We start from the raw sequence: 25341 nt of genomic DNA on the forward strand, positions 1-25341 counted from the left end.
ATGAGCCCAATCATCGCAGGATTGCGTATTGCCCCTGCATACACAGCCCCCCAGCCGACACCGGCCAGCACCGCCAATACCCGCACCGAGCAGGTCGCGGCCACCCCGAGTACTACCGTCAGCCTGGGCCAGAGCCCCCGTGGCGACGACGCAGGCACCTATTCGTCCCGCGGGGCAGTTGCCGTACCGAAGCGCTACGTGCTGGAACACGACAGCCTGAACAAGCTCAGCATGAACCTGCTCGGCGGCGTCCAGTCTTCCGCTATCGGCTCGCGCTTGCACGGGCTTGGCGCTGCCGTGCTGAATCAACTGGTGGCCAACGGCGGGCAGTCCTTTACGCAATCGGTATTCGCCTTCGCCGACGGGGCCCAGCCAAGCGCCGAAGTCCTCAAGCTTCAAGGCGATAACCTGCGCCAACACCCGGCCAATGGCGTGAGCCTGAGCCTGACTACCGCCTCCGGAGCCACTGTCACCCTGTCCCTGGCCAGCAATGAGCAAGGCCTGGCGGTGAGCGCCGAGGTGCAGGGCGGCCAACTCAGCAGCGATGAGCTCGAGGGCCTGGCGGCGCTGTCCGATAGTTTCCAGGCGACCATCAATGGCCTGAGCGCACAGCCCCCGCGCCTGCAATTGGGCAAACTGGCCACGCTCGACCCGGCGCTGTTCCGCTCGCTGCAGATGAACGCCAGGCTTGAGACACCCAGCGGCGAGCCGCTGAGCTTTGACCTGAGCCTGAACGACAGCGCACGCACCCTCAGCCTGCAAGGGCCTGACGGTAACGTGAAACTGAACCTCGATACCCGCGACACATCGTTGCTGGGCACCAGCACCCAGCGTCAGGCGGCGATCAGTCATTACCTGAAGCAGTTCGACGCGGCGCAAAGCCGGGGCAACGGCGACGAGGGCCTGGTGAGCCTGTTCAAGGACGCTTTCGTCCAGCTCAACAGTGCCGACGACACAGGCAAACCGTCGAGCGGCCGTATCCCGCTGCTGGCGGCCAAAGACACTGCCCTGCTCAGCGGCCTGGCCGACTTCAGCGCCTCGATCAGCCAGTCAGTCCAGCAGATCAACCCGATGCGGCCGACAGAAACCGACCACTTCGACTATCAGGTCTCCCAGTCGACCACGGTCCGCGGCACGGCCCAGTTGGGTCGCACGGTGCAACAGGATCAGCAGGCACGGCTGACGGCTGCCTATCATGCAGACTTCAACCCCCAGGTGGGGCTGAGCCTTGACCCGGCGTCGCAGAACTACCGCTACCACGAGATCAACGATCAATCGAGCAGCAGTACCCGCCTGGTCTACGACAAAAGTCGCCTGGTAGAGGCCAGCGTCACCCAGCAGGCCAGCCGCAATGAACGGGTGCGCACCTACGCCAATGGCCAGGTGGAAAACGACGTGAATACACCGACCTCGGCCACCGAGTCGCGCAACCTGGTCGGCCTGCTCAACGACCTGTTCGAGCGCGAGCGCATCGCCCAGCGCGAGCGCGGCGTGTCGATCCTGGAGGCGCAGTTGCAGTCGCTACGCAGCCAGTGGCAATTGCAGGCCGACCCAACGGATATACAAAGGCTTACGCCAGCAGCTCGGTAATCCACCGGGCCTGCCGGGCGACTTGCTGAACCTTCGCCTCGGGCACGGCGTGCCGCGCCCGGGCGAAGTTGGCCAGGGTCTGCTGCTTGCGCCGCAGGATGCTCTGCCACTTGGCCAGGAACGCCGGGCTGCGGGCCTGCATCTGCAGCGGGCCGAAGTACAGCTGTTCGGCGCTGTAGGTCACAGGGCCTGCGCGCTCGGCAACGATGATTTCGTAGTCGAAGCGGTTTTCCCGCAGTATTTCTTCGCAGAGTATCCGGTAGCCGTTTTCCATCAGCCACAGGCGCACAGGCTGCTCGCCGCCGTTGGGTTGCAGGATCAGCCGTTCCTGCCCGTTCAAGTGCGCCTTGCCACTGTCGAGGATGTCGCGAATGGTCTCGCCGCCCATACCGCAGATGCTGATCGCGCTGATGCCATCAGCCGGCTCGATCGCCGCCAGGCCGTTGGCCAGGCGCACGCTGACCTGCTGCTCCAGGCCGTTGTCGCGCACGGTGCGTTGGGCCGCGCTGAATGGCGTCAAGGCCACCTCGCCAGCCACCGCCGCCGCAATCGCGCCACGGCGCAGCAACGCCACCGGCAGGTAGGCGTGATCCGAGCCAATATCGGCCAGCCGCGCACCCGCTGGCACCTGCGCCGCGACGCGCTCCAGGCGCATGGACAATGTCTGTTCGTTCAACTGCAGCCCCTTTTCACCCGCAACATCCGGCACCTCTGGCCGGGGCGCGATTCTGGCGGGCAATGCGGGGTATTTCAACTTTATGCGACCGGGCAACGTTTGATCTGCTGGCTGCACTGGCCTCATCGCCGACAAGGCCGGCTCCCACAATGGACCTGTAAACACCCCACCCTGTGGGAGCTGGCTTTGCCAGCGATCGAGCGCGCAGCGGTCGTAATCCAGGCAGAACTGGTTTCCAGCCACCCTATCCAGCCTTTATCCTGCGCCACCTTGCCCACTGGTTTTCCGGAGTTGCAATGTACATTGATGTACCCCGCCGCCTGGTGTTCTTCGACAAAAGCGACAGCATTCGGCCCACCTGCCTGACCCAGTACGATCCGGACACCGGCGCATTGACCCGGCCAGCCGGCCCCCAGGCCGATGATAGTGTCTGCGACATCTCCCGCGATGGTCGGCGCATGGCCCTGCGAGGTTGCGACTGGCAGGTGGTGCGTGGCGCCAGCCGTTCGCGCCTGAGCTTTCTTCAGGGTTGCACGCAGTTGCATGAGACCGACAGGTATCTGTCGTACTGGTCACGTCTGGACCCCAGTGGCCAGTACGCGCTGGTCAGCGTCGGCAACGATAGAAAGCGCCCTGTGATCATCGACCTGGACAGCGGTGAGTGCAGCGAGCCTATCGCCCGTGATGTCGATGCCAGGTTCGGCTGTATCGACCCTGAGCAAGGCAAACTCTGGGCACCCGATGAGCGTGCCCGCAACAGTGTGCTGACGGTTGACTGCGCCAGTGGCGAGATCAACAAGATCAGCCTGGCGCTGGAGGCCAAAGTCAAAAGCCTGCGTTTTTCCCGTGATGGTCAGTACCTGTTCGCCACCGGCGAAAACAACCGCCTGCTGTGCTGCGATCGCACTGGCGCGACGCGCTGGGCCAGGGACATGGGCGAATACGGCCAGATAGGTGCCGGTAACATCCTGTTCAATGAATCCGGTAGCCACCTGTGCATGCCGATCCCGGCAACACAACGCTCCAATTGGGGCGAAGACGTCATTATCGCAACGGCCAGCGGCCAGACCGAGACCACGGTGGTACGCCAGAAGGGCCCACCCGGCCGGCTCGCTGCCGACTGGTTTGGCGATCGGCTGTTGACCCATCGTCTGGAGGTCGTGGATTTCTTCACCGGTGATGTCGTCGATGTGCTTGATCTGAACAGCACCCTAGCCGCTGATAGCCACAGGTGAGAATGCACGCCATGCTTGTACTGCCAAAGGGAGAAAGCCGCGGGATAGCTCGTGCGCGCAGCGAAGTACCTCGATGTTGTCGATAGGGTCAAAGACGCATTAAAACAATGCGGCTTTGACATCCACCGAAATGAGACTGAGAGCCTGTAGATCCATTGCGACTACAAACCTCGTACGGCATAGCGGGCACTCGACATACCGGCGCTCACAACGTTGATGATGCAGGTACTTCAACGGCGAGTGATGACGATCTCCAGGTACTCGCTGGGCACCACCAGCGACGCGTCCCCCGCCACATTGTTATCATTGAGCAACTGCGTCAGATCGCGCTCCAGCGCGCTGGCCTGGTCACCTTCCAACGACGCAAATGCCTTGTGCACCGGCCCGTACCAGGTCCTGAACACCTCGATGAAATGCGCTGGCGAGCGATAGCGAAAATTGAAATGCTGGCGGCTGACTTTGATCGCACCTATGTTATCGCCGAACAGGTTGTGCAATTGCTCTTCATCACCCCAGCGTGACGGCGGTTGCGCGCCGACAGGCGGCGGCACGTGGCGGCCGAGGGTCTTGAACATCTGCCCGACAAACCCTTGCGGGGTCCAGTTGGCCAGGCCAATGCGCCCACCCGAACGGCACACGCGGCCCAGCTCCTTCGCCGCTTGTGCCTGGTCGGGGGCGAACATCACACCGAAGGTCGACAACACGGCATCGAAGGTGCCGTCCTGGAACGGCAAGGCTTCGACATCGGCGACTTGAAAGGTTACGTTCAACCGCTCAGCCCGGGCGCGCTCCTCACCTCGTTTGAGCAACTCGGGTACGTAATCGGTGGAGGTCACCTGGCAACCACGGCGTGCGGCGGCCAGGGTGGCATTACCGTTGCCGGCCGCAACATCCAGGACCTTTTCATCCCAGCGCAAGTCGCAGGCCTCAGCCAAACATTCGCCAACCAGTTGCAAGGTCGTACCGATCACCGCGTAATCGCCACTGGCCCACGCCGCCTGCTGGCGTGCCTTCAATGCATTCAAATCCAGGGGTGTGCTCATGGTCTGCACCTGATGAGGTTGTACACACGAGCGTTCAGCTAAACGCTAACCCCTTCATCCGGCAAGGGCTGCTGTTTCGGTGGCAAGAACCGTTGGCTACATGGCTATAACCCGGGCGAATAAACACAAAAAAAGCACCCGAAGGTGCTTTTTTTTGTTAGCGCGATTTAACGGGACAGGTTCGCTACCTTGGCCCGGGCCGCGTGCAACTTCTTATAGCTGTCGATCAGGCGCAGGTGGCGATCAAGCCCTTCGAGTTTCAGGCTGGTCGGCGTCAGGCCATGGAAGCGCACACTGCCATCCACCGAGCCAAGCACCGCGTCCATGCGCGGGTTGCCGAACATGCGGCGGAAGTTGACTTCGTAATCGGCCAGTTCCAGCTCGTCATCCAGCGCCACCTCAAGCACCACATTCAGCGCCTGATAGAACAGGCCGCGCTCAACGGTGTTGTCGTTGTACTGCAGGAAGGTTTCGACCAGCTCTTTTGCCGGCTCAAACTGCTGCAGCGCGAGGTGGATCAGCAGCTTCAACTCGAGGATGGTCAACTGCCCCCAGACGGTGTTGTCGTCAAACTCGACGCCGATCAAGGTGGTGATGTCGGTGTAATCATCCAGCTCGCTTTCTTCCAGACGCTCGACCAACGCGTGCAGCTGCTCATCATCCAGGCGGTGCAGGTTGAGGATGTCTTCGCGGAAAAACAGCGCCTTGTTGGTGTTGTCCCAGATCAGGTCGTCGACCGGATAGATTTCCGAATAGTCCGGCACCAGGATGCGGCAAGCGGTGGCGCCCAGGTGCTCGTACACCGCCATGTACACTTCTTTGCCCATGTCTTCGAGAATGCCGAACAGCGCCGCGGCTTCTTCGACGTTGGCGTTTTCACCCTCGGCCGCGAAGTCCCACTCGACGAATTCGAAGTCTGCCTTGGCACTGAAGAAGCGCCACGACACCACACCGCTGGAGTCGATGAAGTGTTCGACAAAGTTGTTTGGCTCGGTCACCGCATGGCTTTCGAAAGTCGGTTGCGGCAGGTCGTTCAGGCCTTCGAAACTGCGGCCCTGGAGCAATTCGGTCAGGCTGCGTTCCAGCGCCACTTCAAAGCTTGGGTGCGCGCCGAACGAGGCAAACACGCCGCCGGTGCGCGGGTTCATCAAGGTCACGCACATCACCGGGAAGGCACCGCCCAGCGATGCATCCTTGACCAGCACCGGGAAGCCCTGCTCTTCCAGGCCCTGTATGCCGGCAAGAATTCCCGGGTACTTGGCCAGTACGTCCTGTGGCACATCCGGCAATGCCAGCTCGCCTTCGAGGATTTCACGCTTGACCGCCCGTTCGAAGATCTCCGACAGGCATTGCACCTGGGCTTCAGCCAGGGTGTTACCGGCGCTCATGCCGTTGCTCAGGTACAGGTTCTCGATCAGGTTGGAGGGGAAATACACCACCTCACCGTCGGACTGGCGCACGAACGGCAGCGAGCAGATACCACGCTCGATGTTGCCGGAGTTGGTGTCGTACAGGTGCGAGCCAAGCAGCTCGCCATCGGGGTTGTAAATCTCGCGGCAGTACTCGTCGAGAATCTCCACCGGCAGCGCATCTTTACGCCCGGGCTTGAACCAGCGCTCGTCCGGGTAATGGACGAAGTCGGCGTTGGCGATGTCTTCGCCCCAGAACTGATCGTTGTAGAAGAAGTTGCAGTTGAGCCGCTCGATGAACTCGCCCAGCGCCGAGGCCAGCGCGCCCTCTTTGGTTGCGCCCTTGCCATTGGTGAAGCACATCGGCGACTGCGCATCGCGAATGTGCAGCGACCAGACATTGGGCACGATGTTGCGCCACGAGGCGATCTCGATCTTCATGCCCAGGCCGGCGAGAATCCCCGACATGTTGGCAATGGTCTGCTCCAGCGGCAGGTCCTTGCCGACGATATAGGTGCTGGTGTCCGAGGCCGGGTCGAGCATCAGCAAGGCCTGGGCGTTGGCATCGAGGTTTTCTACCTCTTCGATGACAAACTCGGGGCCGGTCTGCACCACTTTTTTCACCGTGCAACGGTCGATCGAGCGCAGGATGCCCTGGCGGTCCTTCTCGCTGATATCGGCCGGCAGCTCGACCTGGATCTTGAAGATCTGCTTGTAGCGGTTTTCCGGATCGACAATGTTGTTTTGCGACAGGCGGATATTATCGGTGGGAATATCGCGGGTCTGGCAGTACAGCTTTACGAAGTACGCCGCGCACAGGGCCGACGAAGCCAGAAAGTAATCGAACGGCCCCGGTGCCGAGCCATCGCCCTTGTAGCGGATCGGTTGATCGGCCACCACCGTGAAGTCATCGAACTTGGCTTCAAGTCGAAGGTTGTCGAGAAAGTTAACCTTGATTTCCATGCGGGAATACCATACGAGCAAAACGATTTGGCGGCCATTATCCGGGTTTTCGCCGGGAAGTCTTGTGCCGGGCGCAAATACTCGGGCAAACCCGCCAGGCGTTACGCCGTGCGCTGGCGTGTTATTCGCCGCCGGAGCCTGGCTGTAACAGGTCATCGACAACTTCGCCCGAATAGCTCAACGCCACCGGACCGGTGAGAAACACCGGGCCCACGCCATCCCATTGCACGGTCACCGTCCCGCCATCGCACGCCACCTCAACGCAAGGGTCGAGCAGGCCGCGACGGATACCGTTGACCACCGCACCACAGGAACACGACCCCGAGCCCAATGGAATGCCGCCCCAGCGCTCCCAGATGCGCAAGCGGATGTGGCTTCGGTCGATGACCTGAACGAAATGCACGTTGGTCCGGAGGGGGAACAGCGGGTGGGTTTCAATGGTCGGCCCAATGGCCGCTACATCAACAGCCGCCAGATCATCGACAAAATAGGTGCAGTGGGGGTTGCCCATACTGCAGGCGATAGGCCCACCAGCCAGCGGCAACACAGCCGTATCCAGGTGCGTAGCCAGCGGAACATCCGCCGAGCCGAACAACGGCACTCCCATACTGACTGAAATGGCGCCGGTTGCTGTTCGTTCGCACGTCAGTAAGCCACGGTTGGTGTGCAGCGTTATCGAACGGGTGTTCGCTTCGCTCATCAGCCTGTGCGCAGCACCCCGCGTTGCGCTGCCGCAAACGTCCAGCGTGGAGCCATCGGCATTCCAGAACATCAGTCGCGCATCAGCTTCTTGGCAATCAAGCACCACTGCAAGTTGATTGAAGCCGATGCCGCTGACGCGATCACCCAGCCGCCGAGCGAGCGTGCTGGTGATGGGGTTGGAGGCGTTGCGCGCATCGACGATAACGAAGTCGTCGCCATTGGCGTGCATCTTGTGAAAAATCAGCGGCATGGATCGACCCTGGCAACGAGACACCTATGCCTCGATCTAGCCTAATTCCTACAGCCTTTGCAAGGGTAGGCAAGACAGCCCGGTCACCCCGGGCTGCCCTCCTCCCACACGTGTTTAAGCGCTTTTCAGCTGATCAATCGCCGCCTGCAAGCGATTGCGGCTATGTTCGCTGACGTCCTTCTGGGCCTGGTGAGTTTCAGTCGGCGCCTGGCGCACGCTGGCATGCGGCACCACCTGCCATGGCCTGCCATCCAGCGGCAGGTAGCGATAGCTGGCGGTACCGCGAGCCCAGTTGGCACTGAGAATCCCGTGCAGATGGAAGGTCTGCTCCAGGGTGCTGAACGGGCCGCTCGGGCTGCCGGTCAGGTTGAGGACGATATGGCCCTCACCTTTGAGGCCAAGCTTGAGGTCGGAATAGTCCCCCCACACGTCGGCGTGGAAGTTCAGCGGAGGGTAAGTGGCCGCGAAGATGCTGGCCACGCCGGTGATCTTCTTCTGCACGGTGTTGACCAGCAGATCGAGGGTCAGGACCGGCGCACCGAGCAGACCGGTGCGGACGTTGAGGCGGGTATGGAACAGTCCAATTGCAGGCATGGTGCGACTCCTTGTCTGTTCAGGCGCGGCTGGATTTGCCAGCTTTGCCGGAAGCGCTCTTGGTCGAATCAATGGCGGTGTTCAGGGCAGCGCCCGCATCACCGGCGGCCAGGGCCTTGAGGTGGGCGAGATCGCCAGTGGCAATCGCCGCCTCCAGGGTGGCGGCGTGCAACAGCGTTGGGATATCGAGGTCACCGAAGGCCTTGATGCGGGTGTCTTCCCGGTGTGCCGGCGCCTCGACCACAATCCATTGCCCCTGGCTGTTCAGGTAACGGTAGCCGGCCTGGCCTTTTTGCCAGTCCGTGCCGACCGCCAGGTGCAGGCTGAAGATAACCGGCGAGTTGGCAGTAGGGCCGCCATGGTTGCCCTGCAGGGTGATGAGGATGCTGCTCGGGCTCGGCGGCAGGAACAGCTGGTAGCTGTAGGTACCCCACACATCCAGGTGCAGGTCCAGCGGCGGATTGCTGGACTGGGTAATCTGAGCGGTGCCGCGCAGGGTGCGATCGGCCGGGTGCACCAGCAGGTCGAGAACCAGGCGCTGAGCGCCGGGCGCTTCGGTGCCGATAACATAGGACAGTGGGAACAGTCCTATCACGGGTGCTTGTACTGAGTCAGTCATGGTGCCTCCATTGCAATCAATGAGTGGAAACAAGCGCGTGGGCTGTTTCTGGCGGGCGACTTCCTTGGCGCGCAGTTGGATGCAGGCGAACGGCGTTGCGACCTCCACGATGGCGTCACGCGCAGATTGCCTGCGCAGAAGACGCTGCGGTCCGGCACAGCCATGCCCAAATAGGCACGGTTTGCCGAGGTGCAACGGGTATGGAACCCTCCCTGGGCGCATAGCTGCCTGCCTGGCAGCCCTGATCAGTTAAGCAGGGAAAACCGGACTGGCCAGGGGGTAGTGGCAAAAGTGCGTTATGCCCGACGGGTGGTTGAGCGGGCCCCTGAAAAACGCAAACTGCAGGTTGAGTATCCGCAGCTGGCTGCTGATTGGTGTTCGAGTGAACGTGGCCATCGCTGGCACGCCAGCACCCAAAGGGTTCTTGGCCAGACATTCTAGGCGTATTGGATCAACCCGATTTTGCCGTGGGACGATTCCGATTCCGTCCAGCGGTGCGTTAAGCCGTAAACACCAGTGCTAGGTTCCGGGCTTCATTGCCCAAGGAACCTGCGCATGACAAGGACGCCATCCCCCGTTTTCCCCCGACCTCCTGCGATGACCGCCGCAAGCGGCACGTTGCAGCCAGGCTTCTACATCGTGCCGCGCAGCATGACCGGTGCCCAGGTGCTGGCCCTGCTGACGGCAGAACAGGGGCCTCAGTTGATCGCTCGATTACAGCGACTTAACCCGACCTTTGCCAGTGGCTTCAAGGCGGGGGAAATCTTCGTCATTGCTGACCCGGACATTGGCAATGCCTGCACGCGTGAAGAGGCCGATCTGATGACGGCTGCGGCGCAGGTGCGCGAAAGCCTGGCTGCACTCAGTGCTGAAGAGGCCAATTTCATGATGCGCCATCAGGCCGAGATTGCCGGGCTGTCCGCGGGTGCGAGCCAGGCCATGGGGGGCGGCAAGGACATGCTGGAAAAGGGCCTGCGCCAGGTCGAAGCAACGTTGCGCAGTATCGAGCAATTGCATCAACGCGAATTCAGCCGCAGCGGCAAGTTGAACAGCGCAGACTTCTTCAACGCCCGCCGACGGCTGCACTTGCAGCTTGATGCGCAGCTCAAGAGTGCCTTCCTGAACAAGCAGCTGAACCTGGGGAGCTACGACAGCTTGCGCAAGGGCCTGGGCATTTCGACGCGTAGCCTGGTGCACCACTGGAACCGGGCCGGCGGGGCCGGGCAGATTCCCGGGTACGCTATGCATTTGGACCAGGTGGCGAAGACGGCGAAGTATCTTAAGTATGGAGGGTACGTCGGGATCGGGTTGGGTGGGACGGCGTCGTGGTTGACGGTGCGGGATGCATGTCGGGTTGGGGAGACGGATGAATGCAAAAGGATCCGGTTTACCGCGACGGGTAGCTTTGCCGGGGGGCTTATCGGTGGAACGTACGGTGCCAAAGCCGGATTCGTTGCCGCTACTGCTCTATGTGGTGTGTTTGCCGTAGCGAGTGGCGGATTAGGTGTACCGGTTTGTGGGATTGTTCTGGTCGGGGGTGGGTCGCTTGTCGGGGGTATCGCGGGCGGAGCATTCGGGGAGTGGGTGGGTGACTTGATCTATGAGGCGTAGGAATGATCAGTATCGACAGTTGGCCATTAGGAATCAAAATTATCTTCGGCCTCTCCCCTTTTCTGGTCGGTTTGACCGGGTTGATGATGAGTGCGTATATCGCTTGTAGCCGCGATTTCCTTGTGCTTATTTCGGCAATTCAGAGCAACCCCTGGTTTGAGTCGCAGAAGCGCTCGCAGGGAACATCCAGCTTTACGTCGCGTTGGAATTTGGTTTACTCAGCGGCGGGAGTATTGATCTGTCCGCATCTGCATATACGAAGAGGATTGCTTGATGCTGAAGAATTCCGCCGCTTCCCCCTCCCCCTCAAACGCCGAATGCTTTGGTCAGTCTGGCTGACAGTCATTGGCTTTGTCTGGTTAATGATTGGCGCTGGGCTGGTGCAGGCGAGCAAGTATTGAAACCACCGTGCAGCAGTCAATCAAGCACGCAAAGGACGTAATCCAGGCGACAACTGACGTGCTGGCTGGACTGGCCCCATCGCGGGTCAAGCCCGCTCCTACAGTGGATCTGTGTACGCCGGACCTGTGGGAGCAGGCTTGCCTGCGATCGAGCGCATAGCGGTCGTAATCCCTGGGAGGTCCCGGACCAATCTACACCTGCGAACTCGGCAAAAATTAACCCTTGATCACTGGTAACCTGCAGCCCCGTTCAGGACACTCAGCAAGGCCGATTATGGATGATCCAACCTACTACCCCTTCCACCTCTTCGCCGCCACCTTCGAGAGCGAAGCCCATGCTCAGCTGTTCGCCTTCGAGCAGTGGCGACCCGAGCCGTCGGCCGAGGCAAGCGCAGACGAGTACCAGGCGTGGGAGGCACGCAATCCCACCTGGCGTCTGGCCCAGGAGCTTGAATTCTTCATGGATTCGGACTTTGTCGAGCTGGATGAATCGCTGGAGTATGTGCAGAGCCTGGTGGCCAACGAGGCGCAGAAAGCGCTGCTGTGTTCCCGGTCTCTGGACGGTTTCAGTCACTTCATCATCGTCGGCGACAACGCGATCTATGGGGATCGGCGTTCGCCGGGTGGATCGCATCCACGGCAACCGCAAAGCACAGCCATACTCACCTATCTGGGGCATTTCAATTGAGTCGCCTGCAGGTTGTAGGGATTGATCTGAGCAAGGTGACAAGCGCCAAGGAGCTGCATTGCCTGTTGAGGGACGCCCTCGGCTTTCCCGATTGGTATGGCTGTAACTGGGATGCCTTCTGGGATGCGATTACCGGGCTTGTGCAGATGCCTCGACAGTTGAAGCTCAGTGGCTGGGACACTTTTTCCAGGCAGTTGCCGAGGGACGCCGAGCTGATGCAAAAATGCCTGGCCACTCTGCAGGCCGAGTATCCGCAAATGGCGGCTGAAGTGCTGTTCGAGTGAACCAGGCCATCGCCGGCAAGCCAGCTCCACAGGGCGATGAATCCGATTTTACTGTGGGACGCTTCCCATTCCGTCCAGCGGTGCGTTAAGCCGTGAATGCCAGTGCTAGGTTCCGGGCCTCTTTGCCCAAGGAACCTGCGCATGACAAGGACGCCATCTGCCGTTTTTCCCCCTCCGCCTGCGATGACCGCCACCAGCGGTACTTTGCAGCCTGGCTTCTACATCGTGCCGCACAGCATGACCGGTGCCCAGGTGCTGGCCTTGCTGACGGCACAACAAGGGCCTCAACTGATCGCTCGACTACAGCGGCTCAACCCGACCTTTGCCAGTGGCTTCAAGGCGGGGGAAATCTTTGTCGTTGGTGACCCGGACATCACCAGTGCCTGCACCCGTGAGGAGGCCGAGCTGATGACGGCTGCGGCGCAGGTGCGCGAAAGCCTGGCTGCACTGAGTGCTGAGGAAGCCAATTTCATGATGCGCCATCAGGCCGAGATTGCCGGGCTGTCCGCAGGCGCGAGCCAGGCCATGGGCGTTGGCAAGGACATGCTGGAAAAGGGCTTGCGCCAGGTCGAAGCGACCTTGCGCAGTATTGAGCAATTGCATCAGCGCGAGTTCAGCCGCAGCGGCAGGTTGAACAGCCCGGACTTCTTCAATGCCCGCCGGCGGCTGTACTTGCAGCTTGATGCGCAGCTCAAGAGTGCTTTCCTGAACAAGCAGATGAACCTGGGGAGCTACGACAGCTTGCGCAAGAACCTGGGGATTTCGACTCGCAGCCTGGTGCACCACTGGAGCCGGGCTGGCGGGGCTGGGCAGATTCCGGGGTATGCGACGCATCTGGACCAGGTGGCGAAGACGGCCAAGTATCTCAAGTATGGCGGGTATGTCGGGATTGGGTTGGGAGGGACGGCGTCGTGGTTGACGGTCCGGGATGCTTGTCGGGTTGGGGAGACGGATGAGTGCAGAAAAGTCAGGTTTACCGCGACGGGTAGTTTCGCCGGGGGGCTTGCTGGTGGAGCAGTTGGTGCTTACTTCGGAACACAAGCAGCGCTTTCCGTTTGCGTTGCTTTCGGGCCGTTGGGAGCCGCCGTTTGCGTCATAGTTATTGTTGGTACAGGCTCACTCATAGGCGGTTATGGAGGCGGTCTGTTTGGAGAACGAATGGGAGAGATGATCTACGAGGCTCGTCTATGATGGACCTGAAAGCCTGGCCGCTGGAGGCTCAAATTGCTTTGGGGTTGGCCCCCTTCGTATTTTGTTTGTCTGGCTTAGGCATTGGCGTCCATCTCGCTTGTAGCCGACATTTCAAGGTCATGCTCAAGGCCCTTGAAAATAGCCCCTGGCTTCATCAGCAAGTCAACTTGTGGGGAATCACCAGCGTAAGGTCACGCACGCTTGTCGTGGGTAGTGTCTGCGGCGCAATGCTTAGACCGCGCCTTGGTATCCGTAAAGGCGTATTGGACCCAGCGGAAGTAGCAGATTTCCCACCTTACCTAAAACGCCGAATGTACATTTCGTCCTGGTTGACAATTGTAGGATTCGCCTGGCTGATGGTTGGTATAGGCCTGATAAAACTGGGCATGTTTTAGCCCTAACCAACACTCATCCGCAAGGCCATCGAAGGACGATCCTGACTCAAACCTTGAGCGGAATGAGCCGATGATCTCGCCCTGGAAGTAACCGTTGTGTTGGGTGAGTTCTGTGCGCATCGGCTGTTCGATTTCGCAGTAACCCGACCTGGACGTAATTCAGGCAACACCTAATGTGCTGACTGGACTGGCCCAATCGCGGGTCAAGCCCGCTCCTACAGTGGATCAGTACGCCGGACCCGTGGGAGCTGGCTTGCCTGCGATCGAGCGCGTAGCGGTCGTAATCCAGTCAGCGTCTGATGTGCTGGTTGGACTGGCCTCATCGCCGGCAAGACCGGCTCCCACAGGAAACGACCATGCTGGAAGATCCTCGAACCCGGATGCCCGGCGTGCAACTGGTTTTCTTATTAACGCCTTTTCTGTTGATGTTATCTGCAATGGCGATGAATGCCTGCGTCGCCTTGAGCCGTGATTTCGACCTTTTGATTGAGGCAATTCAAGGCAACCCCTGGTTCGAGCGCCAGAAGAACCTATGGGGCACTGCAAGCTTCAAGTCGCGTTGTTACTTGGTATGGTCGGCCTGCGGCGTGGTGATCTGGCCACAGCTTCATGTACGCAGGGGCCACCTCGATGCAGACAAGATGGATAGATTGCCGCCAACCCTCAGGCGCCGGATGATCGTTGAGTGAGTGGCTTTGCCGATTAAGGATAGTGGGAACTCCGGCCTACAAGCACAAGATGGAGAAGACTCATGGCGGCATCCTCGCCTGCCGCACTATCCTCGGCACCGAGGCCTGGGGCTGGCGGATTCCGTTCCTGCTGTCGATCCTGCTGTCGATCCTGCTGCTGATCGTCTCGGTGTACATCCGCCTGCAACTGAGCGAATCGCCGGTGTTCCAGAAGATGAAGGCCGAGGGCAAGGCCAAATTCACCAGTTCGTGCGACCTGGCCAAGAGCGTGCTGGCGAAAAAAGCCATCCCCTACAGCAACGAGAACGCTGATCCCGGCACCGTCGCGCAGATCCGCATCGGCGACACGGTGATCCAGAGCTTTGAAGGCACCGGCATGCCGGCCGCCGACTTCAAAGCCCAGAACGACGCCTTCATCGCCACCCCGGGCACCGCCCTCAAGGACGCTGGCTACCCGGAAAAAGCCGACCCGGCCAAGACCAACTACCCGATAGTCTTGCTGCTGACCATCCTGGTGATCTGCGTGACCATGGTCTACGGCTGGTTCGGCGGCTTCCTGCCGACCGTGGCCTTCGCCATGGTCGCCGCCACCGGCGATATCTACTACGGGCTATGGTACCCGATCGTCATCGCGGTGATGACGGCGATCCTTGGCACCTTCTTCCTGCCGGAAACCAAGGACCGCGACATCACTCATACCTAAGTCTGATACCCACCCTCTCCCCTGTGGGAGAGGGCGTTTCAGCTGTTTCCCGGCACAGTGCCAACCCGAGCGAATTATGTACTAACTTGTTAATTAGCTTGCTAAGGGTATAAAATTCGACCACTCCCCCCCTTCGAGTTTTCTTCGATATGACACAGACACCGCGCGTATCTGGCGCCTCAACATTCATCCTGGTTGGCCTGGGGGTGATCATCGCCCTGCTCGGCCTTGCGCTCGCCGCCGGTGGCGTGAAGCTGGTCAGCCTGGGTGGTTCCTGGTACTTCCTGGTCGGCGGTTTGCTGATGGCCATTTCCGGCCTGCTGATCGCCCGCCGAAAACTGGCCGGCGCCTGGCTGTTCGCCGCCTTCCTGGTCGGTACCGCGATCTGGGCCGTGGCCGATGTCGGCCTGGTGTTCTGGCCGCTGTTCTCGCGCCTGTTCATGTTCAGCGCGATGGGGCTGGCGGTGGCGCTGGTCTATCCGCTGCTCAAGCATGCTGCTGGCGCTACGCCTGGCCGTGGCGCCTACGGCTTGGCCGCTGTGCTGGCAATTGCCCTGGCGGTGGCGGCCGGCAATATGTTCGTCGCCCACCCAAGCGTTGCCCCAAGCGGTGACGGCCCGGGCCTGACCGCGGTCGACCCGGCCAAGGCGCAGAAGGACTGGGCTCACTACGGCAATACCGAAGGCGGCAGCCGTTTCGCCGCACTCGACCAGATCAACCGCGCCAACGTCGACAAACTGAAAGTGGCCTGGACCTACCACACCGGTGACGTGGCCATCAGCGACGGCAACGGCGCCGAGGACCAGCTGACGCCGCTGCAGGTCGGCAACAAGGTGTTCATCTGCACCCCGCACAACAACCTGATCGCCCTCGATGCCGACACCGGCAAAGCGCTGTGGAAGAACGAGATCAACGCCAAGTCGGCAGTCTGGCAGCGTTGCCGCGGCATGGCCTACTTCGATGCCAGCGCACCGATCGCCCAGCCGACCCAGGCAAACAGCTCGCCAATCATCGCCGCCAGCGTGCCGGCCGGTGCCAACTGCCAGCGCCGCTTGCTGACCAACACCATCGACGCCCGCCTGATCGCAGTCGACGCCGATACCGGTGAGTTCTGCCAGGGCTTTGGCAGCAACGGCCAGGTTGACCTCAAGGCCGGCCTGGGCAATGTCCCGGACGCCTTCTACCAGCTCTCCTCGGCGCCGCTGATGGCCGGCACCACGGTGGTGGTCGGTGGTCGGGTTGCCGACAACGTCCAGACCGACATGCCAGGTGGCGTGATCCGTGGCTTTGACGTCATCAGCGGGCAGATGCGCTGGGCCTTCGACCCGGGCAATCCTGAAGACCGCAATGCCCCGACTGGCGACAGCACCTACGTGCGCAGTACCCCCAACAGCTGGGCGCCGATGTCCTACGACCCGGCGATGAACACCGTGTTCCTGCCGATGGGCAGCTCGTCCACCGACCTCTACGGCGTCGAGCGTACCGAGCTGAACCACAAGTACGGCGCTTCGGTGCTGGCCCTGGACGCAACCAGCGGCGCAGAGAAGTGGGTGTACCAGACCGTGCACAATGACCTCTGGGACTTCGACCTGCCGATGCAGCCGAGCCTGATCGACTTCACCAAGGCCGATGGCCAGTCGGTGCCGGCCGTGGTCATCGGTACCAAGGCCGGGCAGATCTACGTGCTCGACCGTGCCACCGGCAAGCCGCTGACCGAGGTACTGGAAACCCCGGTCAAGCCGGGCAACATCCCCAACGAGCCGTACTCGCCAACCCAGCCAAAATCGGTGGGCATGCCGCAGATCGGTGCCCAGCAACTGACCGAGTCGGACATGTGGGGCGCCACCCCGTATGACCAGCTATTGTGCCGCATCGACTTCAAGAAGATGCGCTATGACGGCCTTTACACAGCGCCCGGCACCGACCTGGCGCTGAGCTTCCCGGGCTCGCTGGGCGGCATGAACTGGGGCAGTATCTCCACCGACCCGGTGCATGGTTTTATCTTCGTCAACGACATGCGCCTGGGCCTGTGGATTCAGATGATCCCGTCGCAGAACAAGGCCCAGGCCGCCTCCGGTGGGGAAGCGCTGAACACCGGCATGGGCGCGGTCCCGCTCAAGGGCACGCCCTATGCGGTGAACAAGAACCGCTTCCTGTCGGTGGCTGGCATTCCGTGCCAGGCGCCGCCGTTCGGCACCCTCACCGCCATCGACATGAAGACCCAGAAGGTGGCCTGGCAAGTGCCGGTCGGCACCGTTGAAGACACCGGCCCACTGGGTATCCGCATGCACCTGCCGATCAAGGTTGGCCTGCCGACCCTCGGCGGCACCCTGTCGACCCAGGGCGGCCTGGTGTTCATTGCCGGCACCCAGGACTTCTACCTGCGCGCCTTCAACAGCGCCAATGGTGAAGAAATCTGGAAAGCCCGCCTGCCAGTAGGCAGCCAGGGTGGCCCGATGACCTATGTGTCGCCGAAAACCGGCAAGCAGTATGTGGTGATCACTGCCGGTGGTGCGCGCCAGTCGACTGATCGTGGCGACTATGTGGTGGCATACGCCTTGCCGTAAATCGCCCCCAATCGCGGGACAAGCCCGCTCCTACCTGGAGCGGGCATTTTTGCATATACGCACCAGCGTAATCTGGGCGATGATCGCGCCCCCTGTTTTCAAGGAATGAAGATGAACTCGCTCCTCTGCATCTACGCCCTTTGCGTGGTCGCGCTGTTTGTGAAGATGCTGGCGATCTCTTGCTATCAGGGCTTCTATCGCATCAGCCGCCTGACCTTCAAGCACCCCGAAGATGCTGGTTTTGTCGGCCGCCCGGCGAGCCCCGAGGAGTTGCCGCAAGTCCTCCGCGCGGCCCAGGCCTGGGCCAATGACCTGGAGAACATCCCGCTGTTTTTTGTGTTGGGCGCGTTGTGCCTGGTATTCAACCCGCCGTTCATGCTCACGGCCGGGCTGATGGTGCTGTTTACCGTCGCACGCATGGTGCACACCCTGACCTTCCTGGCACGCTGGCAACCGTGGCGCACGATCGCCTATGCCGTGGCAATCACCTGCCTGCTGGGGTTGGCGGCGATGGTCAGCATGGGCGCCGTGCGACATTTCTAGTCCGCTGCCTTATACCGCCTTGGCACTCAACAAGCGCCCCCCCAGGCCGATGAACAAGGCGCCCGTTGCACGCTTGAGTGCGGCAACCACGCGCGAGGCGTTCACGTGTTTGCGAAAGTGCATGGCACTGAAGCTGTAGAACGAATGCACGCCGCAAACGATGACGGTGCTGGTCAGGTACATGACCGTGAACTGCTCGGCGATCGGCCGGGCATGGTCGAGGAACTGCGGCAGGAAGGCGCAGAAGAAGATCAGGGTTTTCGGGTTGCTGGCCGAGACCAGGAAGGCTTCAGTACCGATCCGCCATTTCGATTGTGCTGCTGGCACGGCGACTTCGGCGGCAGCAGTCGAAACCGATTTGCGCGCAAACAGCTGGTGTGCACCGAGGTAGATCAGGTACCCCGCGCCTACCACTTTCAAGGCCAGGAACGCCGTCGGCAACGCCAGCAACATCGCCCCCACGCCCCAGGCCACCGCACTGATGACCAGCAGTTGCGCCAGCAGGTTGCCGAACAAGGTCACGCCCATGCCTGCCGGGCCATGGCGCAAGGCATTGCGCACAGTCAGCAGTACGTTGGGGCCGGGGATCAGGGAGGTCAGCAGGTATGCCAGGGAAAAGGTGAGCCAGAGGTGCAGTGCCATGTGGGCAGTCCTTGCCAAAGGGGAACAGGTGCAACAATGACAGGAGGTGCACTGGCGTGGCAATCACTGTGGGAGCTGGCTTGCCAGCGATCGAGCGCAAGGCGCTCGCAACTCAGGCAACACCTGATGTGCAGGGACTTAAAAAGAGGGAAGGTACAACGAGAAAATGGCAGGGGCGGCTGGATTCGAACCAACGCATGGCAGGATCAAAACCTGCTGCCTTACCGCTTGGCGACGCCCCTGTAGCTGTAGCGATGAGTGCCTGGCACTCGCTTGCGATGATGCAACGTGGTGCAACCTGAGACGTTGCGGGCCTACGCTGCCAGCCCCGTGAGGGCCGTTGCAAGAATGGTCGGCAATTTATCAAACTTTGTTGTGCATGGGAAGCCCCTGACTACACAAATTGTTGTTAAAACAGCCACTTACTCTGAATCGAGGCGCCAGATCGGCGCCTCGACCGTTCACCAGCTGCGCACAACCTGGCGCAGCCGGTGTTTTACCGCCGCGTGGAACTCAGTTCCACGGACGGTCGCCGTTCTCGTCTTTAACCCGAGTCGGCAAGCCCATCACGTCCAGCGCCTTGAGGAACGGCTCGGCAGGCAGCTCCTCGACGTTGACCATGCGCTGCACGTCCCACTCGCCACGGGCAACCAGCAGCGCTGCGGCGACTGGCGGCACGCCTGCGGTGTAGGAAATGCCCTGGCTATCGGTTTCGGCGTAGGCCTCCTCGTGATCAGCTACGTTGTAGATGAACACTTCGCGCGGCTGGCCGTCCTTGGTGCCTTTGACCAGGTCGCCGATGCAGGTCTTGCCGGTGTAACCCGGCGCCAGCGAGGCAGGATCGGGCAGCACGGCCTTGACCACTTTAAGCGGCACCACTTCCAGGCCTTCGGCGGTCTTGACCGGTTGCTCGGAAAGCAGGCCAAGGTTCTTCAGCACGGTGAAGACGTTGATGTAGTGCTCGCCGAAGCTCATCCAGAAACGCACGTTCGGCACGTCGAGGTTCTTCGACAGCGAGTGCACTTCGTCATGGCCGGTCAGGTACAGGTTCTGCGAACCGACTACCGGCAGGTCGTCGGTGCGCTTGACTTCGAACATGGTGTTGCTGGTCCACTGGCTGTTCTGCCAGCTCCACACCTGCCCGGTGAACTCGCGGAAGTTGATTTCCGGGTCGAAGTTGGTGGCAAAGTACTTGCCATGGGATCCGGCATTGACGTCGAGAATGTCGATCGAATCAATGCTGTCGAAATACTGTTGCTTGGCCAGGGCCGCATAGGCGTTGACCACGCCCGGATCGAAGCCCACGCCAAGAATGGCGGTAACGTTCTTTTGTTGGCATTCCTCGAGGTGTTTCCACTCGTAGTTGCCATACCAGGGCGGCGTCTCGCAGATCTTGCCCGGTTCTTCGTGAATGGCGGTGTCCAGGTAGGCCACGCCGGTATCGATGCAGGCACGTAGCACCGACATGTTGAGGAAAGCGGAACCGACGTTGATGACGATTTGCGATTCGGTTTCGCGGATCAGCGCTTTGGTCGCTTCGACGTCCAGCGCATTCAACGAGAAGGCCTTGATCTCTGCAGGTTGCTTGAGGCTACCCTTGGCCTTGACGCTGTCGATGATGGCCTGGCATTTGGAGATGTTGCGCGACGCGATAGCAATACGACCGAGTTCGTCGTTGTGCTGCGCGCACTTGTGGGCCACCACCTTGGCGACACCTCCTGCACCAATGATAAGAACGTTCTTCTTCAATTTCTCTTTCTCTCCTTTACTGCCAGCTTACGACAGGCTGGACAAGTAGTCTTCGAACCCGAATTCACGAACCAGCTCGACACTACCGTCGAGTTGTTTCACTACGATGGACGGCATTTTCAAGCCGTTGAACCAGTTTTTCTTGACCATGGTGTAACCCGCTGCGTCAACAAACGACAGCCGATCGCCGATGGCCAGCGGACGATCGAATTGGTATTCGCCGAAAATGTCCCCGGCAAGGCAGGATTTGCCGCATACCATGTAGGTGTGTTCGCCCTCGCTTGGCGCCAGCTTGGCGTTCAGGCGGTAGATCAGCAGGTCGAGCATGTGCGCTTCGATCGAGCTGTCGACCACGGCCAGGTGCTTGCCATTGTAGAGGGTGTCGAGCACGGTCACTTCCAGCGAGGCGCTCTGGGTGATCGCCGCTTCGCCCGGCTCCAGGTAAACCTGCACGCCGTACTTCTCGGAGAACGCTTTCAGGCGCGCGCAGAAGGCGTCGAGTGCATAGCCTTCCCCGGTGAAGTGGATGCCGCCGCCGAGGCTGACCCACTCGACCTTGTACAGCAGGTGGCCGAAGCGCTCTTCGATGGTCCCGAGCATCTGGTCGAACAGGTCGAAGTCGCTGTTCTCGCAGTTGTTGTGGAACATGAAGCCGGAGATCTTCTCGATGACTTCTTCGACCTTCACCGGGTCCCACTCGCCCAGGCGGCTGAACGGGCGCGCCGGGTCGGCCAGCAGGTAGTCGGAGCTGCTCACCTGCGGGTTGACGCGCAGGCCGCGGACCTTGCCTTCAGAGGCATCGGCAAAGCGTTGCAGCTGGCCGATGGAGTTGAAGATGATCTTGTCGCAGTTGTCGAGCATCTCTTCGATTTCATCATCGGCCCAGGCCACACTGTAGGCGTGGGTCTCGCCGGCGAACTTCTGGCGGCCGAGCTTGAGCTCGTACAGCGACGACGAAGTAGTGCCGTCCATGTACTGCTGCATCAGGTCGAACACCGACCAGGTGGCGAAGCACTTGAGTGCCAGCAGGGCCTTGGCCCCGGACTGCTCGCGCACGTAGGCGATTTTTTCCATGTTGCGCAGCAGCTTGGTTTTATCGATGAGGTAGTACGGCGTTTTGATCATTTCGAGGCCCCCGGCCAGGCCGGCCAAAAAAAGGACACGCATTGTGCCTTCCCTTGTCCCAAGTCGAAAGAGCAAAAGCGCTTTTCCCTTGATCAGCGGTCAAATTCAGAGCATTCGCAGGTGGCCGAGCCACTGTTCGACGAGCAAAACCGCGGCAATCAGGATCATCGCCAGCCCCGACACCCGGCTGACCACTTTCGCCGCCGTGGGCCGTGCCTGCAGCACCGCCTGCGAGCCAAAGCCCACCAGCAGATAGACCACCGCGCAACTGAAGGCATGGACCAGGCCCAGGGTGATGACCTGTACCGGCACAGGCCAAGCGGCCATGGCGTCGGTGAATTGTGGCAACAAGGCCAGAAACAGCAGAAACACCTTGGGGTTCAAACCGCTGACGCAAGCGCCTTTGAGTGTCCAGCGTGCCCAGGAGGCCGACGCCTGTGCCTGCCCGGCTTGTGGTACCGAAGGATGGATGAGCATGTTCACGCCCAGCCACAGCAGGTAAGCCGAACCCGCCACCGTCAGCAGCGTCAGGGCCATGGGGTTGCTCGCCACCAGCCCGCCAACCCCGGCGGCGACCACCAGGATTGCCGCCAGGTGCCCGAGCAACAGCCCGGTCACGGCAGGCACCACCACCCGGCCGCGCATACCGGCAGAAATGGCATAAGCCCAGTCCACGCCCGGGGTGATCACGAACAACAAGGATACCGCCCAGAAAGCGGCCAGCATGTTCAAGGTCATGGCTGCACCGCCTGGGGCTGCGCCTGGAAGTTTGTTGTCTGCATCGTGCTCTCTCAGTCCGGATGTGGAGTTCGGAGGGAGATTAGAGAAAAGCTGGTAGGATTATCTTTCGAATATTCCAGCCTTGACCGCCCCTGGAGAAAGGTTCTTCTCAATGGACAGGATTGACCGCAAGATTCTTGCTGAACTGCAAAACGACGGACGCCTGTCGGTGACCGAACTGGCCGACCGGGTGGGTTTGAGCCTGTCGCCCTGCCACCGTCGGCTGCGTGCCCTGGAGCAATCCGGGGTGATCCAGGGCTACCGCGCGCAACTGGCACCGGGAGCCCTGGGGCTGAACTTCTCGGCGATGGTGTTCGTGACCTTGCGCGAAGGTGATCGCCAGGCGGTGAGCGCCTTTGAAGCGGCGCTGCAGGAGATACCCCAGATCGTCGAGGCGCAGCGGCTGTTTGGTGATCCGGACTACCTGCTGCAGGTGGTCAGCCGCGACCTTCCCGCCTTTCAGCAGCTGTACGATGAGCAGCTGTCGGCACTGCCCAATGTCCAGCGCCTGACCTCGACCCTGGTGATGAAGCGGGTTATCGACAACCGCCCGTTGCCGATGTGAGCCGAGCGCACAATTGCTCTAAACCCCCGTCGCGCAAACGGGTTAGGGTCGTGCATGCCCACGCCCTGTTGGGCGTCGGTAGTGCGCGATTGCGGCGCTTCAATCAACTGTTGGCGTTGCTGCTGGTCGCTTCAGCCTGGCTGAATGTGTTTGCAAAAAGGCCTGCAGCGCTTTGACCCGCTCGGTCACCTGCGCCCGATGCGGGCACATCAGGTACACCGGAACGTGCTCGCCCTGCCACTCGCCCAGCAGCGGCAGCAGGCGCCCGGCTTCGACGTCCGCGGCCACGTCCAGCCAGGCCTTGTACGCCACACCATGCCCGGCCAGGGCCCAGCGCCGGGCGACCTCACCGTCGTCGCAGCGATACTCGCCCTGCACCCGTACTTCGCTCACTTCACTGCCGCGCGCAAAACGCCACAGGTCGTAAGGTCGCCCGTTGCGCTGATAGATCACGCACTGATGGCGGGTCAGGTCCTGGGGCGTCGAAGGTGTGCCATGGCGGGCCAGATACTCGGGGCTGGCACAGGCAACACGGTGGTGATCGAGCAGAATCGGCAAGGCGACCATGTCGGAGTCGGCAGGCACGCCAAAGCGCAAGGCGACGTCGACCGGTTCGCGGTACAGGTCACTGGCCTGGTCATTGAGCAGCAACTGCAGCTGCACCCGCGGGAACTCGCGCTTGAACTCGTCCAGCCAAGCCAGCAGCACACTGCGACCAAAATCCGACGGTGCCGCCAGTTGCAACAGGCCGCCCATCGCCAGGGACTGTTCGCGCAGGGCCTGCTCTCCCTCAGCCAGGGCCCCGAGGGCAAGGCGCACGCTGTCGAGGTAACGACGGCCTTCGTCGGTCAGCCGTTGCTGGCGGGTGGAACGGGCAAACAGGCGGACCTGCAGGCGCGTTTCCAGACGCTTGAGCGCAAGGCTGGCGGCCGCCGGGGTGATGTCCAGGCTGCGCGCGGCAGCAGACAAACTGCCCTCGTCGGCCACGCGCACGAACAGCTCAAGATCAAAAAGCGTGCTCATCAGTCCTGACCGAATACCGGACGGAAAAACGAGCGCTCATAGCTAATGATGCACCGGGTGTCCTGGGCGTACTGGAAGGCGGCCAGGCACTCAGGGTCGTTCATCGAGTCCTGGCGGTAGCGTTCGTACTCGGCAAGGCTTGGAAAGCTGAACATCGCCAGGGCGATATTGTTGGCGCCTTCGGAGGGCAGGAAGTAGCCGTGGTGCTGGCCGCCGAAGCGCTCCACCAGCGGTATCCAGAGTTTGCCGTAATGCTCGAACTCGGCGAGTTTGTAGGGGTCGAGGACGTAGCGCAGGTAGCAGGTGATCATCGGTGGCTCTCGCTCAGATTGTTCGGCAGCCGAGAATGCACGAATCCACCGCTGCCCGCATCACTCTTGAGGGCCGGCAATCTCGTCCATGAAGCCTTCAACGAACAGCTCCAGGCGCCGATGCCGCTCGGCGGCCAGGCGTGCGCCCTCCCCGGTCTGAAAACCCGAGGCCAGTTTCAGCAGCTTGGTATGGAAATGTTCGAGGCTGAACTGGCGATCCTGGTAATCACGCCCTGCCGCGGTGGGGTTGTTGAAGTCGTATAGCGCAGAGCCCATGCGCCCGCCGACGTAAAAACAACGGGCCACGCCGACCATGCCGATGGCGTCCAGGCGGTCGCTGTCCTGAAGAATTTTTGCCTCAAGGGTTTCAGGCTGCAAGCCGGCAGAAAAACTGTGGGTGGCGATGGCGTGGGCCACGGCGCTGATGCGCTCGGCAGGCCAGCCGAGTTCGGCCAACAGCGTTGTAGCCCTGTCTGCGGACAGCGTCGACGCCTTGGCGCGTAGCGGAGAATTTTTTTCGACCGCAACGCAATCGTGCAGCAAGGCGGCGGCCAACAGGATCTGCAGGTCGCCGCCCTCCTTGGCCTGGAGGGTTCGGGCGTTGGTCCAGACCCGGTGGATGTGGGCCAGGTCGTGGGAGCCATCGCCGTTGTCCGCAGGCAAGTGCGGCAACAAAAGGTCGGCGAGGGCCTGGCAGGGGTGGAACGGTTGGGCGGGCATCATGAGCGGATTCTTGGACTGGGCAATCGAAAATACGCCAGCATCGCCTGGATTGCGACCGCTTCGCGCTCGTCATCCAGGCCATCCCAGATGTGCAGACTGTACCGGCCCCATCGCTGGCAAGCCAGCTCCCACAGTGGATCTGCGTACGCCGGACTTGTGGGAGCTGGCCTTGCCAGCGATCGAGCGCGTAGCGGTCGTAATTCAGGCAACACTGATGTGCTGGCTGGACCGGCCCCATCGCTGGCAAGCCAGCTCCCACAGTGGATCTGT

At 61.2% G+C, this 25341-nt stretch carries 24 protein-coding genes, 1 tRNA gene and 3 pseudogenes; 14 read left to right on the forward strand and 14 right to left on the reverse strand.

Features of this window, described 5'->3' with window-relative positions:
* Entirely contained in the window at nucleotides 1-1590 is a 1590-nt protein-coding gene (locus tag BV82_RS16725) for a hypothetical protein (protein ID WP_036996128.1), read from the forward strand.
* Here the strand turns inward: BV82_RS16725 and BV82_RS16730 are convergent.
* On the reverse strand, nucleotides 1571-2266 hold the full coding sequence (locus tag BV82_RS16730; RefSeq protein WP_036996147.1) for a tRNA (adenine(22)-N(1))-methyltransferase: 696 nt from the start codon (nucleotides 2264-2266) through the stop codon (nucleotides 1571-1573). The two genes, BV82_RS16725 and BV82_RS16730, sit on opposite strands and share 20 nt — an antisense overlap.
* Nucleotides 2267-2562: 296 nt before the next feature.
* Here BV82_RS16730 and BV82_RS16735 point away from each other — a divergent pair, with 296 nt between their 5' ends.
* On the forward strand, nucleotides 2563-3501 hold the full coding sequence (locus tag BV82_RS16735) for a WD40 repeat domain-containing protein (RefSeq protein WP_036996151.1): 939 nt from the start codon (nucleotides 2563-2565) through the stop codon (nucleotides 3499-3501).
* 230 nt (nucleotides 3502-3731) lie between these two features.
* Here the strand turns inward: BV82_RS16735 and BV82_RS16740 are convergent, their stop codons facing one another.
* The 5 genes from BV82_RS16740 to BV82_RS16760 all read right to left on the reverse strand — a co-directional run bounded on the left by BV82_RS16740 (nucleotide 3732) and on the right by BV82_RS16760 (nucleotide 9081).
* Nucleotides 3732-4544: a class I SAM-dependent methyltransferase gene (locus BV82_RS16740; protein WP_010224026.1), complete on the reverse strand. Its 813-nt coding sequence runs from the start codon at nucleotides 4542-4544 to the stop codon at nucleotides 3732-3734.
* 167 nt (nucleotides 4545-4711) lie between these two features.
* A complete protein-coding gene (locus BV82_RS16745) occupies nucleotides 4712-6916 on the reverse strand; it encodes an OsmC domain/YcaO domain-containing protein (RefSeq protein ID WP_036996152.1) in 2205 nt (734 codons plus the stop codon).
* Nucleotides 6917-7037: 121 nt separating this feature from the next.
* Nucleotides 7038-7868, reverse strand: coding sequence for a diaminopimelate epimerase (dapF, locus tag BV82_RS16750; RefSeq protein WP_010224030.1), 831 nt, complete (start codon nucleotides 7866-7868; stop codon nucleotides 7038-7040).
* Nucleotides 7869-7982: 114 nt separating this feature from the next.
* Nucleotides 7983-8462: a DUF1842 domain-containing protein gene (locus BV82_RS16755; RefSeq protein WP_010224032.1), complete on the reverse strand. Its 480-nt coding sequence runs from the start codon at nucleotides 8460-8462 to the stop codon at nucleotides 7983-7985.
* A 19-nt stretch (nucleotides 8463-8481) separates the two neighbouring features.
* A complete protein-coding gene (locus tag BV82_RS16760) occupies nucleotides 8482-9081 on the reverse strand; it encodes a DUF1842 domain-containing protein (protein WP_036996153.1) in 600 nt (199 codons plus the stop codon).
* Between the two features lie 597 nt (nucleotides 9082-9678).
* On the opposite strand from BV82_RS16760, the gene BV82_RS16765 reads away from it, so the two are divergent.
* The 10 genes and pseudogenes from BV82_RS16765 (at nucleotide 9679) to BV82_RS16810 (ending at nucleotide 18153) form a co-directional block, all read left to right on the forward strand.
* Complete coding sequence (locus BV82_RS16765) at nucleotides 9679-10692, forward strand: hypothetical protein (RefSeq protein WP_244993523.1); 1014 nt, start codon at nucleotides 9679-9681, stop codon at nucleotides 10690-10692.
* Nucleotides 10693-10694: 2 nt separating this feature from the next.
* The gene (locus BV82_RS16770; protein ID WP_010224038.1) at nucleotides 10695-11093 is read left to right on the forward strand and encodes a hypothetical protein; all 399 of its coding nucleotides are present in this window, start codon (nucleotides 10695-10697) and stop codon (nucleotides 11091-11093) included.
* 274 nt (nucleotides 11094-11367) lie between these two features.
* Nucleotides 11368-11781: a hypothetical protein gene (locus tag BV82_RS16775; RefSeq protein WP_036996155.1), complete on the forward strand. Its 414-nt coding sequence runs from the start codon at nucleotides 11368-11370 to the stop codon at nucleotides 11779-11781.
* Nucleotides 11778-12065 carry a barstar family protein gene (locus BV82_RS16780; protein ID WP_010224041.1) on the forward strand — a complete coding sequence of 96 codons (288 nt, stop codon included), beginning with the start codon at nucleotides 11778-11780 and terminating at the stop codon, nucleotides 12063-12065. The genes BV82_RS16775 and BV82_RS16780 overlap by 4 nt, the downstream gene beginning before the upstream one ends.
* Nucleotides 12066-12206: 141 nt before the next feature.
* Nucleotides 12207-13256, forward strand: a complete 1050-nt coding sequence (locus tag BV82_RS16785) for a hypothetical protein (RefSeq protein ID WP_010224042.1) — start codon at nucleotides 12207-12209, stop codon at nucleotides 13254-13256.
* Nucleotides 13253-13651 carry a hypothetical protein gene (locus tag BV82_RS16790; RefSeq protein ID WP_010224043.1) on the forward strand — a complete coding sequence of 133 codons (399 nt, stop codon included), beginning with the start codon at nucleotides 13253-13255 and terminating at the stop codon, nucleotides 13649-13651. The genes BV82_RS16785 and BV82_RS16790 overlap by 4 nt, the downstream gene beginning before the upstream one ends.
* 356 nt (nucleotides 13652-14007) lie before the next feature.
* Entirely contained in the window at nucleotides 14008-14340 is a 333-nt protein-coding gene (locus BV82_RS16795) for a hypothetical protein (RefSeq protein WP_010224044.1), read from the forward strand.
* Nucleotides 14341-14410: 70 nt separating this feature from the next.
* Nucleotides 14411-15043: pseudogene (locus BV82_RS16800) on the forward strand (MFS transporter); the annotation flags it as partial.
* Nucleotides 15044-15192: 149 nt separating this feature from the next.
* On the forward strand, nucleotides 15193-17610 hold the full coding sequence (locus BV82_RS16805; RefSeq protein WP_036996156.1) for a glucose/quinate/shikimate family membrane-bound PQQ-dependent dehydrogenase: 2418 nt from the start codon (nucleotides 15193-15195) through the stop codon (nucleotides 17608-17610).
* 111 nt (nucleotides 17611-17721) lie between these two features.
* Entirely contained in the window at nucleotides 17722-18153 is a 432-nt protein-coding gene (locus BV82_RS16810; RefSeq protein ID WP_036996157.1) for an MAPEG family protein, read from the forward strand.
* Nucleotides 18154-18162: 9 nt separating this feature from the next.
* On the opposite strand, the gene BV82_RS16815 is transcribed toward BV82_RS16810, so the two are convergent.
* The 5 genes from BV82_RS16815 to BV82_RS16835 all read right to left on the reverse strand — a co-directional run bounded on the left by BV82_RS16815 (nucleotide 18163) and on the right by BV82_RS16835 (nucleotide 22407).
* Entirely contained in the window at nucleotides 18163-18795 is a 633-nt protein-coding gene (locus BV82_RS16815) for a LysE family translocator (RefSeq protein WP_036996159.1), read from the reverse strand.
* 167 nt (nucleotides 18796-18962) lie between these two features.
* A tRNA-Gln gene (locus BV82_RS16820) sits at nucleotides 18963-19037 on the reverse strand.
* Between the two features lie 271 nt (nucleotides 19038-19308).
* Nucleotides 19309-20544, reverse strand: coding sequence for a saccharopine dehydrogenase family protein (locus BV82_RS16825; protein WP_036996162.1), 1236 nt, complete (start codon nucleotides 20542-20544; stop codon nucleotides 19309-19311).
* Between the two features lie 27 nt (nucleotides 20545-20571).
* Nucleotides 20572-21669: a carboxynorspermidine decarboxylase gene (nspC, locus tag BV82_RS16830; protein ID WP_010224056.1), complete on the reverse strand. Its 1098-nt coding sequence runs from the start codon at nucleotides 21667-21669 to the stop codon at nucleotides 20572-20574.
* A 105-nt stretch (nucleotides 21670-21774) separates the two neighbouring features.
* Nucleotides 21775-22407, reverse strand: coding sequence for a LysE family translocator (locus BV82_RS16835; RefSeq protein WP_036996163.1), 633 nt, complete (start codon nucleotides 22405-22407; stop codon nucleotides 21775-21777).
* Between the two features lie 154 nt (nucleotides 22408-22561).
* Here BV82_RS16835 and BV82_RS16840 point away from each other — a divergent pair, with 154 nt between their 5' ends.
* Both BV82_RS16840 and BV82_RS26750 read left to right on the forward strand, forming a co-directional pair.
* Complete coding sequence (locus BV82_RS16840) at nucleotides 22562-23014, forward strand: Lrp/AsnC family transcriptional regulator (RefSeq protein ID WP_010224061.1); 453 nt, start codon at nucleotides 22562-22564, stop codon at nucleotides 23012-23014.
* Nucleotides 23015-23076: 62 nt separating this feature from the next.
* Nucleotides 23077-23190: pseudogene (locus BV82_RS26750) on the forward strand (hypothetical protein); the annotation flags it as partial.
* Here BV82_RS26750 and BV82_RS16845 read toward each other — a convergent pair.
* From BV82_RS16845 to BV82_RS16855, 3 genes and pseudogenes are all read right to left on the reverse strand, one after another.
* Nucleotides 23141-24037 (reverse strand): annotated as a pseudogene (locus tag BV82_RS16845) (LysR family transcriptional regulator); the annotation flags it as partial. The pseudogenes BV82_RS26750 and BV82_RS16845 overlap by 50 nt on opposite strands.
* Complete coding sequence (locus tag BV82_RS16850) at nucleotides 24037-24348, reverse strand: NIPSNAP family protein (protein ID WP_010224063.1); 312 nt, start codon at nucleotides 24346-24348, stop codon at nucleotides 24037-24039. The gene BV82_RS16850 and the pseudogene BV82_RS16845, both read right to left, overlap by 1 nt.
* 60 nt (nucleotides 24349-24408) lie before the next feature.
* Complete coding sequence (locus BV82_RS16855; RefSeq protein WP_036996166.1) at nucleotides 24409-25068, reverse strand: HD domain-containing protein; 660 nt, start codon at nucleotides 25066-25068, stop codon at nucleotides 24409-24411.
* Between the last annotated feature and the right edge of the window lie 273 nt (nucleotides 25069-25341).

This window comes from Pseudomonas donghuensis (assembly GCF_000696345.2).
GTDB classification, from domain to species: domain Bacteria; phylum Pseudomonadota; class Gammaproteobacteria; order Pseudomonadales; family Pseudomonadaceae; genus Aquipseudomonas; species Aquipseudomonas donghuensis.

Bases quoted from the DNA above. Each gene is read 5' to 3' on its own strand.
- BV82_RS16785 (WP_010224042.1), top strand. From the start codon at position 12,207: ATGACAAGGACGCCATCTGCCGTTTTTCCCCCTCCGCCTGCGATGACC.
- BV82_RS16725 (WP_036996128.1), top strand. From the start codon at position 1: ATGAGCCCAATCATCGCAGGATTGCGTATTGCCCCTGCATACACAGCC.
- nspC (WP_010224056.1), bottom strand. From the start codon at position 21,669: ATGATCAAAACGCCGTACTACCTCATCGATAAAACCAAGCTGCTGCGC.
- BV82_RS16835 (WP_036996163.1), bottom strand. From the start codon at position 22,407: ATGACCTTGAACATGCTGGCCGCTTTCTGGGCGGTATCCTTGTTGTTC.
- BV82_RS16755 (WP_010224032.1), bottom strand. From the start codon at position 8,462: ATGCCTGCAATTGGACTGTTCCATACCCGCCTCAACGTCCGCACCGGT.
- BV82_RS16805 (WP_036996156.1), top strand. From the start codon at position 15,193: ATGACACAGACACCGCGCGTATCTGGCGCCTCAACATTCATCCTGGTT.
- BV82_RS16810 (WP_036996157.1), top strand. From the start codon at position 17,722: ATGAACTCGCTCCTCTGCATCTACGCCCTTTGCGTGGTCGCGCTGTTT.
- BV82_RS16840 (WP_010224061.1), top strand. From the start codon at position 22,562: ATGGACAGGATTGACCGCAAGATTCTTGCTGAACTGCAAAACGACGGA.
- BV82_RS16850 (WP_010224063.1), bottom strand. From the start codon at position 24,348: ATGATCACCTGCTACCTGCGCTACGTCCTCGACCCCTACAAACTCGCC.
- BV82_RS16770 (WP_010224038.1), top strand. From the start codon at position 10,695: ATGATCAGTATCGACAGTTGGCCATTAGGAATCAAAATTATCTTCGGC.
- BV82_RS16760 (WP_036996153.1), bottom strand. From the start codon at position 9,081: ATGACTGACTCAGTACAAGCACCCGTGATAGGACTGTTCCCACTGTCC.
- BV82_RS16775 (WP_036996155.1), top strand. From the start codon at position 11,368: ATGGATGATCCAACCTACTACCCCTTCCACCTCTTCGCCGCCACCTTC.
- BV82_RS16735 (WP_036996151.1), top strand. From the start codon at position 2,563: ATGTACATTGATGTACCCCGCCGCCTGGTGTTCTTCGACAAAAGCGAC.
- BV82_RS16790 (WP_010224043.1), top strand. From the start codon at position 13,253: ATGATGGACCTGAAAGCCTGGCCGCTGGAGGCTCAAATTGCTTTGGGG.
- BV82_RS16765 (WP_244993523.1), top strand. From the start codon at position 9,679: ATGACCGCCGCAAGCGGCACGTTGCAGCCAGGCTTCTACATCGTGCCG.
- BV82_RS16740 (WP_010224026.1), bottom strand. From the start codon at position 4,544: ATGAGCACACCCCTGGATTTGAATGCATTGAAGGCACGCCAGCAGGCG.
- BV82_RS16855 (WP_036996166.1), bottom strand. From the start codon at position 25,068: ATGCCCGCCCAACCGTTCCACCCCTGCCAGGCCCTCGCCGACCTTTTG.
- dapF (WP_010224030.1), bottom strand. From the start codon at position 7,868: ATGCCGCTGATTTTTCACAAGATGCACGCCAATGGCGACGACTTCGTT.
- BV82_RS16795 (WP_010224044.1), top strand. From the start codon at position 14,008: ATGCTGGAAGATCCTCGAACCCGGATGCCCGGCGTGCAACTGGTTTTC.
- BV82_RS16745 (WP_036996152.1), bottom strand. From the start codon at position 6,916: ATGGAAATCAAGGTTAACTTTCTCGACAACCTTCGACTTGAAGCCAAG.
- BV82_RS16815 (WP_036996159.1), bottom strand. From the start codon at position 18,795: ATGGCACTGCACCTCTGGCTCACCTTTTCCCTGGCATACCTGCTGACC.